Origin of the sequence: Orrella sp. 11846, from assembly GCF_048820935.1 — a bacterium.
In the GTDB taxonomy this organism is placed as follows: Bacteria; Pseudomonadota; Gammaproteobacteria; order Burkholderiales; family Burkholderiaceae_B; genus Algicoccus.
Window position 1 is genome coordinate 152,674 of the sequence record NZ_JBMERD010000006.1, and the last position, 13,980, is coordinate 166,653.

Annotated in this window: 12 protein-coding genes; 4 read left to right on the forward strand and 8 right to left on the reverse strand. The window is 48.3% G+C overall.

Annotated features, from left to right (window positions below):
• Nucleotides 1-10 precede the first annotated feature (10 nt).
• Entirely contained in the window at nt 11-2,041 is a 2,031-nt protein-coding gene (locus ACOI06_RS06910; RefSeq protein WP_420661806.1) for an FUSC family protein, read from the forward strand.
• Nucleotides 2,038-3,603 (forward strand): TolC family protein, encoded by a 1,566-nt coding sequence (locus ACOI06_RS06915; protein ID WP_420661807.1) that lies wholly within the window; start codon nt 2,038-2,040, stop codon nt 3,601-3,603. Before ACOI06_RS06910 ends, ACOI06_RS06915 begins: the two co-directional genes overlap by 4 nt.
• A gap of 64 nt (nt 3,604-3,667) precedes the next feature.
• Here the strand turns inward: ACOI06_RS06915 and ACOI06_RS06920 are convergent, their stop codons facing one another.
• The gene (locus tag ACOI06_RS06920; RefSeq protein WP_420661808.1) at nt 3,668-4,366 is read right to left on the reverse strand and encodes a fumarylacetoacetate hydrolase family protein; all 699 of its coding nucleotides are present in this window, start codon (nt 4,364-4,366) and stop codon (nt 3,668-3,670) included.
• Nucleotides 4,367-4,684: 318 nt separating this feature from the next.
• Between ACOI06_RS06920 and ppa the strand changes: the two genes are divergently transcribed.
• Entirely contained in the window at nt 4,685-5,215 is a 531-nt protein-coding gene (ppa, locus tag ACOI06_RS06925; protein WP_420661809.1) for an inorganic diphosphatase, read from the forward strand.
• A 65-nt stretch (nt 5,216-5,280) separates the two neighbouring features.
• The gene (locus ACOI06_RS06930; protein WP_420661810.1) at nt 5,281-5,718 is read left to right on the forward strand and encodes a methyltransferase family protein; all 438 of its coding nucleotides are present in this window, start codon (nt 5,281-5,283) and stop codon (nt 5,716-5,718) included.
• A 78-nt stretch (nt 5,719-5,796) separates the two neighbouring features.
• Here ACOI06_RS06930 and ACOI06_RS06935 read toward each other — a convergent pair whose 3' ends face one another.
• From ACOI06_RS06935 to ACOI06_RS06965, 7 genes are all read right to left on the reverse strand, one after another.
• A complete protein-coding gene (locus ACOI06_RS06935) occupies nt 5,797-7,371 on the reverse strand; it encodes a heme biosynthesis HemY N-terminal domain-containing protein (RefSeq protein ID WP_420661811.1) in 1,575 nt (524 codons plus the stop codon).
• Nucleotides 7,371-8,729, reverse strand: a complete 1,359-nt coding sequence (locus ACOI06_RS06940) for a uroporphyrinogen-III C-methyltransferase (RefSeq protein WP_420661812.1) — start codon at nt 8,727-8,729, stop codon at nt 7,371-7,373. The genes ACOI06_RS06935 and ACOI06_RS06940 overlap by 1 nt, the downstream gene beginning before the upstream one ends.
• A 253-nt stretch (nt 8,730-8,982) precedes the next feature.
• Nucleotides 8,983-9,810 (reverse strand): uroporphyrinogen-III synthase, encoded by an 828-nt coding sequence (locus ACOI06_RS06945; RefSeq protein WP_420661813.1) that lies wholly within the window; start codon nt 9,808-9,810, stop codon nt 8,983-8,985.
• Between the two features lie 98 nt (nt 9,811-9,908).
• A complete protein-coding gene (gene hemC / locus ACOI06_RS06950) occupies nt 9,909-10,871 on the reverse strand; it encodes a hydroxymethylbilane synthase (protein ID WP_420661814.1) in 963 nt (320 codons plus the stop codon).
• 236 nt (nt 10,872-11,107) lie between these two features.
• A complete protein-coding gene (gene sucD, locus ACOI06_RS06955) occupies nt 11,108-11,989 on the reverse strand; it encodes a succinate--CoA ligase subunit alpha (protein ID WP_420661815.1) in 882 nt (293 codons plus the stop codon).
• Between the two features lie 18 nt (nt 11,990-12,007).
• The gene (gene sucC / locus ACOI06_RS06960; RefSeq protein ID WP_420661817.1) at nt 12,008-13,168 is read right to left on the reverse strand and encodes an ADP-forming succinate--CoA ligase subunit beta; all 1,161 of its coding nucleotides are present in this window, start codon (nt 13,166-13,168) and stop codon (nt 12,008-12,010) included.
• 144 nt (nt 13,169-13,312) lie between these two features.
• A complete protein-coding gene (locus ACOI06_RS06965; RefSeq protein ID WP_420661818.1) occupies nt 13,313-13,903 on the reverse strand; it encodes a DUF2889 domain-containing protein in 591 nt (196 codons plus the stop codon).
• Between the last annotated feature and the right edge of the window lie 77 nt (nt 13,904-13,980).

Below are 13,980 nucleotides of genomic sequence, written 5' to 3' on the forward strand. Positions count from 1 at the left end.
GTTTGGAGATATGAACCACACATCCTCATCGGCAACCTCACAAATGACATTACTTTGGCAAAGTGTCTGGCGCGACTTGCTGCCCTTTGAGGGACGGTTCGCAATGACTTGGCGCGTCGCCATCGTGTGTAGCTTGACGGCCATGATGTTTATGACCTATGGCGTGCCACTCGTCTCAATTGGCTGTTATCTCATCATGTATCTGGGCAAACCCACAGCCCAAGAAAACATGCTGACTGCCGTTGCGATCTCAGTCTTGATCTCCTTGCTTGTGCCCGTTTTACTCTGGCTCGCTGCAGCCTCGATTAACGACCCGTTGTGGCGTTTAGTCATCATTGTTCTAGGAACTTATATTTTTGTTCTGATTGGCGCAGCCACGCCTCTGGGTGAACAAGGCAATATTGTCGGTTTAGTCATTGCATTTGCAGTCACGCTCTTACCCATGACGCCTTTAGGCGAGATGGTCACACGTGGGATTCTCTACGCTTGGTTGATGGTTTTAATCCCGATGGGCGTCATGTTTGTATTTCATCTGTTTGCGGGTCGATCTTGCAGAAAACTACTCGATGTGGCGATTGCCGAAAAACTTGAGCTCGTGGCACAAGCACTCTCAGAGCGCCTTGATATTCATCGCCCTAGGCAAAGAACTCTACAAGCAAAAATCAGAAAACAGCTTTTAGAAGGGATCAATGAAGCCAATAATCTCTTAAAACTGACTCAGCTGTTTCACCTGTTACCAAAAGCACAGTCGCAAGCTATGCGTCACGCAATCAACAATCTCGAAGCGATTCTAGTTCTTCTGTATCAATCTTCGGAACAGGAATTAACTCAGGATTCAAAGCCAAGCATTTTAAACATAGACACTCCAAACCCATTTATTTCAAATACATTAGGCCAACTCGAAGCGATCTGCCGAGATCTGGCACAACCTATTGGTCAACATGATCTCGGGCAGACGGTGATGACACATCGTCAACTGTATCTGAACAAAACGGTCCCAGAAGAAGACACCCACCTACCCGACGATCTACGGCAGATTCAACGACGGATCTGGCGTCTCTTTGACGACAACACGGCTCAATCAGTATCCGCACCCGGCCCAAAAACAAAGACTCCGAATCCATTGAAGGGTTTTGTGAAAGAGGATGCTTGGCGAAATCCTGAATATTCACAACAAGCGATCAAAACAACAATTGCGGCCACACTCGCCTACATGATTTACACCGTCATTGATTGGGATGGTATCCATACCGCAATGATTACCTGTTACGTGGTGTCTTTAGGCAGCACGGGTGAGACGGTCCATAAGCTTACTTTACGCATCGTAGGATGTTTAATCGGTGCTGCTCTGGGTATTGCGTCTATCACATGGCTAATGCCTCAAATGACCTCTATCGGCGAACTCATGCTATTGGTCTTTGTCGGTGTTTTGTTTGCCGCTTGGATCTCAAGCGGATCGGAACGAATCTCATATGGTGGCATTCAAATCGGACTGGCCTTTTTAATGACTGTATTACAAGGATTTGGTCCGGCCGTTGATATTTCTGTCGCCACAGACCGAATTTATGGAATTTTATTGGGCAACTTCCTGATGTTTGTGATATTTACACGCATATGGCCAGTGTCTGTCATCACCACCATCTCACGGCAGATGCGTGAAATTATCCGTAAGTTACAAGCATTACAACAAAGCGATCAACCCCTTCACGATCGAGTGCAAGCTAATCAGCGACGTACACAGATCAATGAAATCTTAGTCGCCTTAGATCAAGCACACGACTCCCTTAGCTACAATCATTTCGAGCCCAAGCGATTACAGCTAACCCCCAGCGAATTAGCCCGCTGGCGTCAGACACTAGTTCAGCTAGAATCGTTGATCCTTCAATACGCCCGCAATGAACTCATCATCGTTGAAAACCTTCACGGTGTTCAGATGGAAATGCACCAAGAAATCTCAGTGACTTTGGCACATGCTCAAAATCTACTGAATACGCTCACACAGAACGAATCTACTGGCACATCATTTCAGGAAGCATCATGAGGCGAACCTTACCGATCCGCTCATCGATCCGTTTATTACTGTGCTATCTGTCTTTATCTGCATTGGCAATCTTGATCTCTGGATGCGCTACGCACGCATTAGACCGTGCACCCGCTTCACCGCACGCACCATGGCAGGATCCCAAACTGCCCGACAGTTCATCAACGTCTAAAACATTTAGTATTGCGCCCGTTCCAACCTCTAATGCGCTCAAAGCATCAGCCGTTGAAATCACCAAAAATCACACCCCATATACGCTAACAGCCCTCATTGATCTTGCTCAGCAAAACAACCCGCTGACACGCACGGCCTGGAATCAAGCACGACAAGCAGCCTTAGCCGTCGGGATGGTTGAAGCCACTTTTTTACCTGTGATTTCAGCTTCAGTCATCGGAGGACATCAACGTACATCGGTGGATTCCCCATTATCAATTGGACCGCGGGAATTCACCACGACTATCTCAGGTGTGGTTCCTGCCTTATCGATGGGATGGTTGGTGTTTGACTTTGGGCAGCGTGCTGCCCTTTTAGAGGCTGCTGAACAACTCTCACGCGCATCCAACATCTTATTTAATGCCGCCCATCAAAAAGTGATCTGGGACGTCACAACCAGTTACTACCAATACAACCTGCGACGTGAGCAAAGCAAACTCGCTCAAGATGCTATTAAACAGCGCCAAGCCATTGCACAAGCCGCTCGTGCACGTCACGCCACAGGCCTAGCCACTGTCTTAGACACCACATTTAGTGAGCAGCTGGTCCAACAAGCCAAATTACACCTCGTCAATGCACAAGGTCTGGAACGTAACGCGTACCTCGATTTGCTGGCAAAAGTCGGACTGTCGCCCATGACTGAACTACGTATCGCACCACAAAACTCAAGCCAGACTTCAGCAAATCAGAAAAAGCAAATTGAACTAAGCCAAACTGCGATTGAACAAGCTGTCGCACAACGACCAGACATCGCCGCAAGTTATGCCGCTGTTCAAGCAGCTAAAGCCAATATTCGAGCAGTCGAAGCAGACTTCATGCCCAAAGTGTTTATGGCAGGTATGTTGGCGAGCAATCAAAGCAATTTCCGACTACAAAATCTACCCACCATTCAGCAAACCGGTCATGCCTCCGGGATTCTCATGGGCATTAGTGTGCCTCTCTACGAAGGCGGTATTCGCAACGCACGCCTAGTCGGTGCACAAATCCGCAAAGAACAAGCAGATCAAAATTTCGATGAATTACAGCGTGATGCAGTCCGTGAAATCGTGCTTGCACAAACCATGCTGGAGTCTGCGTTCGAGAGTGAAAAAACCGCTAACCAATTGGTTAAAACAGCTCAAACAGCCTACGGCGCAGCATTTGATTCTTACAAAGAAGGTCTGGCAACCATGACCATGGTGACTGAGACGGCCAATGCCCTACTACACGCTCGTCAGGCCGCTCTTGATGCGCGTACTGCCGTTAGGCTCAGTAGCGCAACCCTCGCTTTTGCATTGGGTCAATTAACCTCTGCGCAGGCTGCAACACAAAACTCGATCACAACGTTCAGTGCACAACATAAAAAGTAATAAGCAAAAATCAGTCTGCGGCCATCACTGCGCAAGCAAACTGATTTCTAAACACACAGTGTGATTAAACGATCTTGACGGACAATTCGCCCAAACCACTAAATCGACCGACCAGATGATCGCCCTTTTGAACTGCAGCCACTCCTTCTGGAGTTCCTGTAAAGATCAGATCACCGGCTTTCAATTCGAAAAGACCAGACAGATAAGCAATACTTTCTGGGATACTCCAGATCAGTTTCTCTAAATCGCTATTCTGGCGCTGTTCACCATTCACATCCAATGAAATGGCACCTTGACTCAGAACACCCGTTTTTGAGACAGGATGAATAGGACCAATCGGACCTGCAAAGTCAAAGGCCTTGCCCACTTCCCACGGACGGCCTAGTTTTTTGGCTTCGCCTTGCAGATCGCGCCGTGTCATATCCAAACCTAACGCATAGCCAAACACGTGCTCATTGGCCTCTTCGACTGAAATATCTCGCCCACCTCGGCCAATGGCCACAACCAGTTCCATTTCATGATGAAGATCCTGAGTTTTAGGCGGATAAGGCATCTCACCGGTTGTCCCATCTTCAATGACCAGCAAGGCATCTGCAGGTTTATTAAAAAAGAATGGATCCTCGCGTCCGGTAAAGCCCATTTCTTTGGCGTGCTCCACGTAATTTCGTCCTACACAGTACACGCGTCGCACTGGAAACTTCTGAACACTACCTACAATCGGTAACGCCACAGTCTCTGTGGGTGCAAATACAAAGTTCGTCATAGATACCCTTCTTTTGAATGTCATTATGGAGCGTCACACGCATAAACAATCTAAATGGCTCTAAGGTGCATCAAAACCATCCAGATCTTGTCATTCTGCGTTCCTGTTTGAATTCTACCGAAGGAACGGACTCTACAAATGAACTCAGTCCCACCTAAACTCACAAAAACTTCAGAATTGAACAGCAAGACACATCACTTATCATCGGAACAGACTGAATAATTTGTTAAAATCAGGAGCTTACGGGGTCATTTATCTGGTTTAACAGAATCAACTCTGCGCAGACCCTTTCTTTCAACCTGAATCAATACAACACACATGTCTTTTAACAAAGTCTCCCCCGGTCAGAATGCACCTGAAACATTCAACGTCGTCATTGAAATTCCTATGAATGCCGATCCAATTAAATATGAGATCGATTCGGCAACCAACGCCATTTTCGTGGATCGTTTCATGAGCACTGCAATGTACTACCCCACGAACTATGGCTATGTTCCACAGACACTTGCAGGTGACGGCGATCCTGTCGATGTACTGGTGGTGACACCCTTTCCTTTGATGCCTGGCGTTGTTGTCCCTTGCCGCGCACTCGGAATTTTGAAGATGCTGGATGAATCAGGTGAAGACGGTAAAGTGCTCGCAGTGCCGACCAAAAAAATTCTGCCTATGTACAGTCATATGGAAAAACCAGAAGACGTTGGTCCTTTACTATTGCAGCAAATCAGCCACTTCTTTGAACACTACAAAGATCTGGAAGCTGGTAAGTGGGTCAAAGTGCAAGGTTGGGAAGGCATTGAAGCTGCTCACAAAGAAATTGTGGATGGCATTGCCAACTTCAACAAAAGCTAAACCGCTAACACCATACAAGTCATCACGAATCAAGGTGGTCACAGAATCAACAGGAGCTTGATCAGATGGGAATCGTTCTCGTTGTTCTGCAAATCACTTTGATTTTTGTCTTGGCTATATTGGCGAGCTTACATAGCTTGTCTCAGACCCCTGGCGTCACAGGGGTTGTTTTACTGATCATTTCTGCCATCATCGGCATCTGGGCTATAACCGCAAACCGTCCTGGAAACTTCAGCGTTCTACCCTTGCCCAAACAACACGCTCAACTCATCACACACGGTCCCTATCGTTGGATCCGTCATCCCATGTACACCAGTGTGCTTTTATTTGGTTTGGCTTGTGCGAGTGTTCTTGGAACACCTTTGGGTGTGTCGCTATGGATTGCATTGGTCATCACGCTCTCACTGAAAGCGCGCCTTGAAGAGCAGTATTTACTGCAATCGTTTGAAGCGTATGGGCAATACATGCAACGTACGGGTCGCTTTCTACCCAAATTAATTTGAAGTGCTGTGCAGTGTCTTAAGACCTGATCCTACATGATCCGCATGAATCTTGACGAAACAAGCGGATCATGTCACTCATTAAGCTTTTTTGGACTCAGTTGATTCCTGTTCTGTCTCAGACGTCGGTGTCTCCAGTGGGACATGCACCACGGGCGCGCCATCTAATGGAATCGGCGCGCTATCAAAAAACTCATAATAGTCTTCATAAGCGGCTGATCGACTGGAAGTAGCTGGCGCTTTCGAGCGTTCTGCAGCTGTCTGTGTAGCCTCATTACTCGATGGTGTATATAGCGGTTGAGCGCTTGCAATCGAATCACCCGTTGCATGATGAGCATACGCCAACAGATCGTCGTCCTCATCTTCGGGCAAATGAACAATGCCCTCCACATGATGGAACTTCGGATCTGCTGCCAAATCAGCTGCAGGCAGATGCACATCTTTAGCCAATACGGGCAATGATGCACTTGCAGCAGTTGCTAAACGCCAGTGCGCGGCTGCCTTTTGTGATTGACCGATGCGATCATACAAGCTACCCAATAAAGCATGAATCCGTGCATCACTACGCTGGCGTGATGCACGTTCTAAATAACGCTGCGCCTGGCCCCACATTTGTCCAGTCAGACAAAGTGCACCCAAGGTCACCAGTAGATCAGCATCATCTGGGCGCTGATTTAACCAAGAGACAGCCTTTTGTAATCGAGCAGAAACCTGCTCCGGCTCTGCGCGACCATACGCCGCCACCAATCTCGGATCAAAACTCTGTTTAATGGCTTGTTCAAGCAGCTTTTGAGCGCCTTTACCGTCATCGTGTTCCAGCAAACCGTCATAACCTGCCAGCGCCACATCGGTGTACAACTGCTCTTGAGAGCGCAAGGATTTCCAGAAATTCATCCAGGCCGTGGCATCACTTAATTGGCGCAACTGAGTGGCTGCACAATACTCAATCACTTCTTGTGCTTGTTGAGCGCTAATCGCGTCTTTACGCGCCAACCAGCGAGCCGTATCAATTGCTTTATCGTATTGTTGCAAATCCTGATAGGCCTGCAAGGATAAACGCATTAAATGCAAATGTTTCTGTGCGCTACCTGGAACCTGATTTAAAGCAGCTAAGGCTCGTTTTGATTGGTTATCTTCAAGCCACAACTCTGCCGAGGTTACCGCCACCGCAGTCTGCATATCTGCATCGCCTTTTAACTGTGATGAGACCTGAGCAGCCTGCTCGAGCAATTCATCACGCTTATCTCGCTGACCGTCCTCATTGGCAGAACGAGCCGCACTGAGCAAAGCCAGTAAACGACGACGTGTATTTTTTGTTTCAGTCGACAAACGGGTCAAGGTCTTTTGTGCTTGAGGGTAACGCCCTTCCAGTAATGCAGCCCAACCTGTTTCGAGCTGAATTTGCTCATGTTCTTGACGTCGGTTTTCACGCCACCCACGGTAGCGGCTTGGCGCATTGGCAAACCAGTTCAAAACTCGCAACAGGAAGTAGAGTCCTCCCAAGCAGGCTAGAAAGATCAGCACACCAAATGCCAGTGATACTTGCACACGCCAATCACCCGCAACCACCACAATATTGCCCGGATACGATTGCAGTACGACGGCCAATAAAACCGCCACAACCACAATCAAAATTGTCCAGAACCATCCTCTCATTACTGTGACTCCCCGGATTCAGTGGTCGTTTTTAAGAGCTGCGAAGCCATTGCCAAAGCACTCAGACTCTCAGAAACTGAGCCTGTCTGTGGCTTCACTGACGATGCTTTGAGCTGTTTGATTTCTTCTAACGCAGCAAGTGTTTCGGGTGCTTTTGTGTCGTAATAATTCGTGACGATGCTTTCCACACTCTCCAGCTGCGACTGCCAAACAGTGTTTTCTTGCGCCAGCATGGCCAGTTGTGCTGTCAGCAACATCGAATGCAGGTTGGTGCGCAACAACATGGCTTGCTGATCGGACAACAACAAGGCAGCTGAATCGCTCGCATGGCGCACTTCAACTAAGTTTGCAAACTCTTTTGACAACACTTGGGTTGCACGTGCACCCAGCGCAAGCGTTTGATCCGCCCAAGATTGCCACCAAGCTTGCTCTTGTGCGCCTTCATTTGATTGAGCCACAGACGACTCTGTGCCTGCATCATCCGAAGCTGGTGACTGCGCCGGCGACTCAGAGCCTACGTATTCAATCACAGAGGGAACCTGCTGATCAGGCATCAATAACGGCGCCGATTCAATCACAGCCGCAACACGCTTCAAACCAGATGACAAAGCGTTGACATTAATCACAGGCAAAACTCTGAGCTCACTCAGATCCCGAGAGATCGCATCATGCAGATCTGCAAATGCGACCGAATCCGGTTGATGTGAAAGAACAGACTGCGCCACCTCAAGAATCGAAATGGCGTTTGGAATATGACCCGTTAATGCCAATTGCTGCTGAGCCATCAAAAGTAGACGTCGCACATCATTAATCACAATGCGATCGTCTAAGCCTCGACTCATCGTCTGCCAAGCCTTATCAAAACCAGCCACTTCGCTACGCAAAGAACGCACATCACGGCGCAATACCTGAACCGTTTCTTCTTGTGAAGTCACGGTGGCTTGTGTGCTCTTCATCATTTGTTGCAACGAAGTCACCTCGGAATCCGATGAGCTCAATCGACTGGCCACCAATCGTGAGACCTCGTCGAGTCTTTGTTCCTGCCACCAGGTCAAACCAGCGACACCGACTAACCCAATCACAACCAAACCTGTAAGCCAGCCTAGTATTCCACCACGAGTTGGTTTTTGTGGGGTGCTAGGTGGCGGCGACACTTTAGGCGGTTCCTGACGCACAGTACTCGCGGGTGCGCTGGGTCTGGATTCGTTTTTCTTAGTCGTTGCTTGACGCGAATTATCTTTCGATTTTTCAGGTGTGCTTGTTACTGATGTCGTAACAGCATCTTTGTTCTGAGATGGTTCGACTTTCGACGCCGACGGATCTGCCTGGCGTGATGTCGTTTGATCACCCTGCTTCATATTCTTTTCGCTTCCTGAAGACGCAGATTGTTTGGTCTGGGAAAGGTCTGACGCGGTTTTGTCAGAATCAAGCGCAGATTGTGCTTGTTTGTCTTTTTTGTCATTCATAGTCATTGTTTAATTGTAAGCCTTTCATCAGGAATTTTGCGCCAGAAAAACCCGAAACTCTGACGAAGCGTTTACAAATCTCTGAGTCTGAGACGCTTAGAGTTTTATACACCAAAACTTTGCCAACACTAGACATCATGTCCGATTATTCACACCTCGGCTCTTTGCCAAACCAGTGATGATCAACACACTGCACAAAACCCGCCTGCAAACTTTGATCATCGGGTGCACACACGTCAATAGGTCTATCCGGCGCACTTTGTGTTCGCGATAAAAACCGTCTGGCCGGCGTAACCAAGCGAGGATGAATCACAATCACAGAGTGGATCATCAGCTTATGCAGCCATCCAGCATCTGACAAACTTTGTTCAAGCGCATCAATACTTTGCTGACTCGTTAAAAGCCACGTTCCTGTGCGCACAAAGCCATCCGTTTCGGTCCACTGTTGCAACACACTCCGTGCTTCGTCCGTCAAACTCAGACGTACTCTTTCATAAACACACAACACCTCAACGTGAACACCTGCATCAGCCAGTGTTTCGCGCAACCAAGTCCTACCATCACGGCCTGCCACAATTAAAACACGGGATTCAGGTGTTAACCGAGGTTGCAGCACACGCCACAACCCTTCAGAGTCAGGATTATCCTGAGGTGTGGGTATCAATATATCTTGAGAATGAGGCAAATCCTGTGTGATTGCCTGCGCAGTGGCCGCACCGACCGCTGCAATCTGGGTTGTAGCTGGCCAAGCTTGTCGATATTGTTGGCGATAAAAAGCCCAGGCTGAGCGGCTGACAAACATCACATAATCAAAATTTTCTGGCGCAAAGCATTGTGATGTTTCAATGATGGGGATGGCTTTGAGTTCAAGCGCTGGCAATTCAAGAACAGACCAACCCTGTTGGCGCAAAAAAGACGCCAAATCACGTTGTCGTGCGTTTGGTCGAGTCAAAACGGCTCGTAAGGGAGTCATCAAGTGTCGTTCATTTGTCACACAACACCTTATCTCTTTGCGCTGACGTGTGATGAATCGCAAAAAAGCAAAGTTTTATGCACACAAGGTCGCTTCAATCAATCTGCTTGTAGTAATTCGGCCAGAATGCGGTCTGCGCCCGCCTTCAGCAACTCCTGAGCTACCTGTTCGCCCAGTGCTTGCGCATTATCAACAGAGCCACGAGCTTGCGCTTCTAGCAACTCCTGTCCGTCTGGACTGGCCACTAAGCCACGCACCCAGATTTCGGTCGGATTGTTTTCGTCAATTTGCGCAAACGCAGCCAAAGGCACGCTGCAAGATCCACCCAAACGACGCGAAACAGCACGCTCAGCCAAAGAACAAGCCGTACTTTGTGAGCATGACAAAGGCATAAGCCATTTCGCCAAATCATCGCGACCTTCACAGATCTCAATCCCTAGCGAGCCTTGTCCAGCGGCAGGTAAAGAAAGCTCAGCGTGCATGACACTGCGAATACGGTCTGATAATTCTAAACGCTCCAACCCAGCAGTTGCCAGCACAATCGCATCAAACTCACCGTCATCCAGCTTACGCAAACGTGTATTCACATTGCCGCGCAGTGGTTTTATGATCAAATCAGGCCGTACCCGCAAAATTTGAGCCTGACGACGCAAACTAGACGTGCCTACCACCGCACCAGCTGGCATGGATTGCAAATCCGCATAGGCCGAACTGACCCAAGCATCAAATGGGACGGAGCGAGGCAAAATCGCACACAAAGAAAATCCGTCTGGCATATCTACCGGCACATCTTTGAGCGAGTGCACAGCCAAATCTGCCCGTCCATCTTCCAGAGCCATTTCCAGCTCCTTGATAAATAGACCTTTTCCGCCCACTTTTTGTAAGCTGCGATCCAAAATCTCATCACCACGTGTACTGAGTTTGAGTAGGGTCACCTCTAACCCTGGATAACAAGCCATCAATAAATCACGAACATGCTCAGCTTGCCAAACTGCTAAACGACTTGCCCGTGTGGCGATCACAAGCGGTTTATCCAAAGGGGGAGAGTCAGGGATAGACATAAATCAGATTTGATACGGTTTCTTAAAACTGAAGAAGTTTAACGCAAGTAATTCAAAGCAATCGTCAGGACGATTCCAATGACAGCGACAACAGACAAGCGTTGCAAAATACTCAAGCTCGCCTTACGTTCCATTTCATGATGATCACTCATTTCAATTCTCCTAAAATGACAGAGCGGGATCAGAACGGGCAATTGAACCGTTCTGATCCCGTAAAAAGTCAGTTTAATTCGGACTTATAAAACAGCCTTAATCAACTTACCCATTTCTGAGGGATTGCGTGTGGTTTTAATACCGCAAGCTTCCATGATTTCCAGCTTGGCATCCGCAGTATCTTCACCACCAGAAATCAATGCGCCGGCGTGACCCATACGCTTACCTGCAGGTGCAGTCACACCCGCAATAAAGCCAACCACTGGTTTAGTCATATTGTCTTTGACCCAGCGAGCAGCGTTCACTTCATCGGGCCCACCAATTTCACCAATCATGATAACGGCTTCTGTTTCTGGATCGTCATTAAACATTTTCATGACATCGATGTGCTTCAGGCCATTGATGGGGTCGCCACCAATACCAACGGCACTCGATTGACCTAGACCCAATTCGGTCACTTGCGCCACCGCTTCATAGGTCAGTGTGCCTGAACGGCTGACAATACCAATTTTGCCACGACGATGAATATGACCGGGCATGATGCCAATTTTGATTTCATCGGGTGTAATCAGACCGGGGCAATTAGGACCCAACAGCAATGTTTTGCTGTTCAGTGCATTCATGCGGCTTTTTACTTCCAGCATATCGCGAACAGGAATACCTTCGGTGATACAAATCACGAGATCCAGTTCAGCTTCAACACCTTCGAGAATCGCCTGCGCAGCACCTGCGGGAGGAACATAAATAACTGAGACAGTTGCACCAGTTTCAGCTTTCGCATCGGCGACTGAACCGAAAATAGGAATTCCCTCAAAATCAGTGCCTGCTTTGGTCGGATGCACACCAGCTACAAATGCTTCGCGACCGTTGGCATATTCGCGACACATGCGAGTATGAAACTGACCGGTTTTACCAGTGATTCCTTGGGTAATAACTTTGGTATCTTTATTAATTAAGATCGACATTTTTTAAATCCCTGACGTTTATTTGGCAGCATCAACAACAGCTTGTGCGGCATCGGCCATGGTGTCAGCACTGATGATTGGCAATCCGGAATCGGCCAGCATCTGCTTACCCAGTTCTTCATTCGTACCTTTCATGCGCACCACCAGCGGCACATTCAGATTGACCGCCTTGCAAGCTGCAATCACGCCTTCTGCAATGACGTCGCAACGCATAATACCTCCGAAAATGTTCACTAGGATTGCGCGTACATCTTCGTTGCTGAGCATGATTTTGAATGCTTCAGTCACTTTTTCTGCTGTCGCACCACCACCGACGTCCAGGAAGTTAGCGGGCTCACCGCCAAACAGTTTGATCGTATCCATTGTGGCCATCGCCAAGCCAGCACCATTGACCAAGCAACCGATGTTGCCATCAAGTTGAATATAAGCAAGATCATGACGGCTGGCTTCAACTTCCAGTGGATCTTCTTCATGCAGGTCGCGATATTCAACAATTTCAGTCTGACGGAACAATGCGTTCGAGTCAAAATTGAACTTGGCATCCAATGCCACAATATCGCCACCGCCGGTCAGGATCAATGGGTTAATTTCTGCCAATGACGCATCTGTTTCGATATACGCCTGATAGAGACGACGGAACTGATCAGCCGCTTTATCAGCACTTGCTTCAGGCACACCAATGCCAATGGCCATCTCACGTGCTTCTTTCTCGCTGAAACCAACGGTTGGATCAACAAAAACCTTGAGAATTTTCTCAGGGGTGCTATTAGCAACCTCTTCGATATCCATACCACCTTCGCTAGATGCCATCACGCAAACACGTTGTGTGCCGCGATCAGTCACAATGCCGAGGTAGTATTCTTTCTTAATGTCTGCGCCTTCTTCGATCAGCAAACGACGCACTTTCTGACCTTCAGGTCCTGTTTGATGCGTCACCAATTGCATGCCGAGGATTTCACCAGCCATTTCACGGACTTCGTCCAAAGAGCGTGCGAGCTTAACGCCACCGCCTTTGCCACGTCCGCCTGCATGAATCTGAGCTTTCACCACCCAGACTGGACCGCCGAGTTTTTCAGCGGCAGAAACCGCTTCCTCAACGTCATAAACCGGAAATCCCTGGGGTACTGTCACGCCATATTTGCGCAGCAGCTCCTTACCTTGATGTTCGTGGATATTCATGTGTACCTTGTTCGGTCGTTAAATTTGAGACAGGGTTAAAAACAGATTTTAAATGTCTGGAGTGATCATGGATATCTTCCTGACTAACCAGCGCTTTGCCGAAATCTGTAACGGCTTTCGCCAGATCACTCCATTGAGAAGTGATCATGAGCAATCCGATTTGGCTGTCAATTTGCTTTCTTCAGTCAGCGGGACATACCAATCCGGGTGAAACTCCCGAACGATCGGACCATGCTGACTCAGCGCATGACAGCCATCAATTTGAAACGGGCGACGCCCAGCCGGTTGCACAGGTTTACGGGCCCGAGAACCCGCCCGACTTTGTATAGCTACGGTCGGTAAAAAACCTGCGAGCTCACTCACGTGCGTACAGCCAGCGACACGGCCAAACCGTTCTTTAACTGCACGTCTGAAACCTTTGACCAGATTCATGCCAACCAAATCACCATAGGCTGCTGCAATGCAGCTGCACTGTTTTCCATAAGGTGCTGCATCGTAGACCACTTGAGCAGCCACGATCTCAAAGGCTTCGTTAAAAGTAATTCGTACATGCATGTGATGCACAGCCCGACCTGCTTCATGCACTTCACCACTGCGCCGTGTGAAATCGTACGCTTTGGTGTCAATCAATTCTGCATCGATGTCCCATAGACCATCTTCGCGCTCAAAAGACTGGGCACGAATGGTTCGGTTATGCAAAGGGGTGCGGGGATAATCAGGGGTTGGTAAAGGCATCTCGCAACAAGCTTGGGTTCAGATATCCGTTCAGTATAGCGCGAACTTCTAATACCACAATGACAGACCTTACAGAC

What these genes read in the sequence shown, in the direction of transcription:
- ACOI06_RS06940 (WP_420661812.1), bottom strand. Translation starts at nt 8,729, where the DNA reads ATGAAGCAGGGTGATCAAACGACATCACGCCAGGCAGATCCGTCGGCG.
- ppa (WP_420661809.1), top strand. Translation starts at nt 4,685, where the DNA reads ATGTCTTTTAACAAAGTCTCCCCCGGTCAGAATGCACCTGAAACATTC.
- ACOI06_RS06920 (WP_420661808.1), bottom strand. Translation starts at nt 4,366, where the DNA reads ATGACGAACTTTGTATTTGCACCCACAGAGACTGTGGCGTTACCGATT.
- ACOI06_RS06945 (WP_420661813.1), bottom strand. Translation starts at nt 9,810, where the DNA reads ATGACTCCCTTACGAGCCGTTTTGACTCGACCAAACGCACGACAACGT.
- sucC (WP_420661817.1), bottom strand. Translation starts at nt 13,168, where the DNA reads ATGAATATCCACGAACATCAAGGTAAGGAGCTGCTGCGCAAATATGGC.
- ACOI06_RS06915 (WP_420661807.1), top strand. Translation starts at nt 2,038, where the DNA reads ATGAGGCGAACCTTACCGATCCGCTCATCGATCCGTTTATTACTGTGC.
- hemC (WP_420661814.1), bottom strand. Translation starts at nt 10,871, where the DNA reads ATGTCTATCCCTGACTCTCCCCCTTTGGATAAACCGCTTGTGATCGCC.
- ACOI06_RS06935 (WP_420661811.1), bottom strand. Translation starts at nt 7,371, where the DNA reads ATGAGAGGATGGTTCTGGACAATTTTGATTGTGGTTGTGGCGGTTTTA.
- sucD (WP_420661815.1), bottom strand. Translation starts at nt 11,989, where the DNA reads ATGTCGATCTTAATTAATAAAGATACCAAAGTTATTACCCAAGGAATC.
- ACOI06_RS06965 (WP_420661818.1), bottom strand. Translation starts at nt 13,903, where the DNA reads ATGCCTTTACCAACCCCTGATTATCCCCGCACCCCTTTGCATAACCGA.
- ACOI06_RS06910 (WP_420661806.1), top strand. Translation starts at nt 11, where the DNA reads ATGAACCACACATCCTCATCGGCAACCTCACAAATGACATTACTTTGG.
- ACOI06_RS06930 (WP_420661810.1), top strand. Translation starts at nt 5,281, where the DNA reads ATGGGAATCGTTCTCGTTGTTCTGCAAATCACTTTGATTTTTGTCTTG.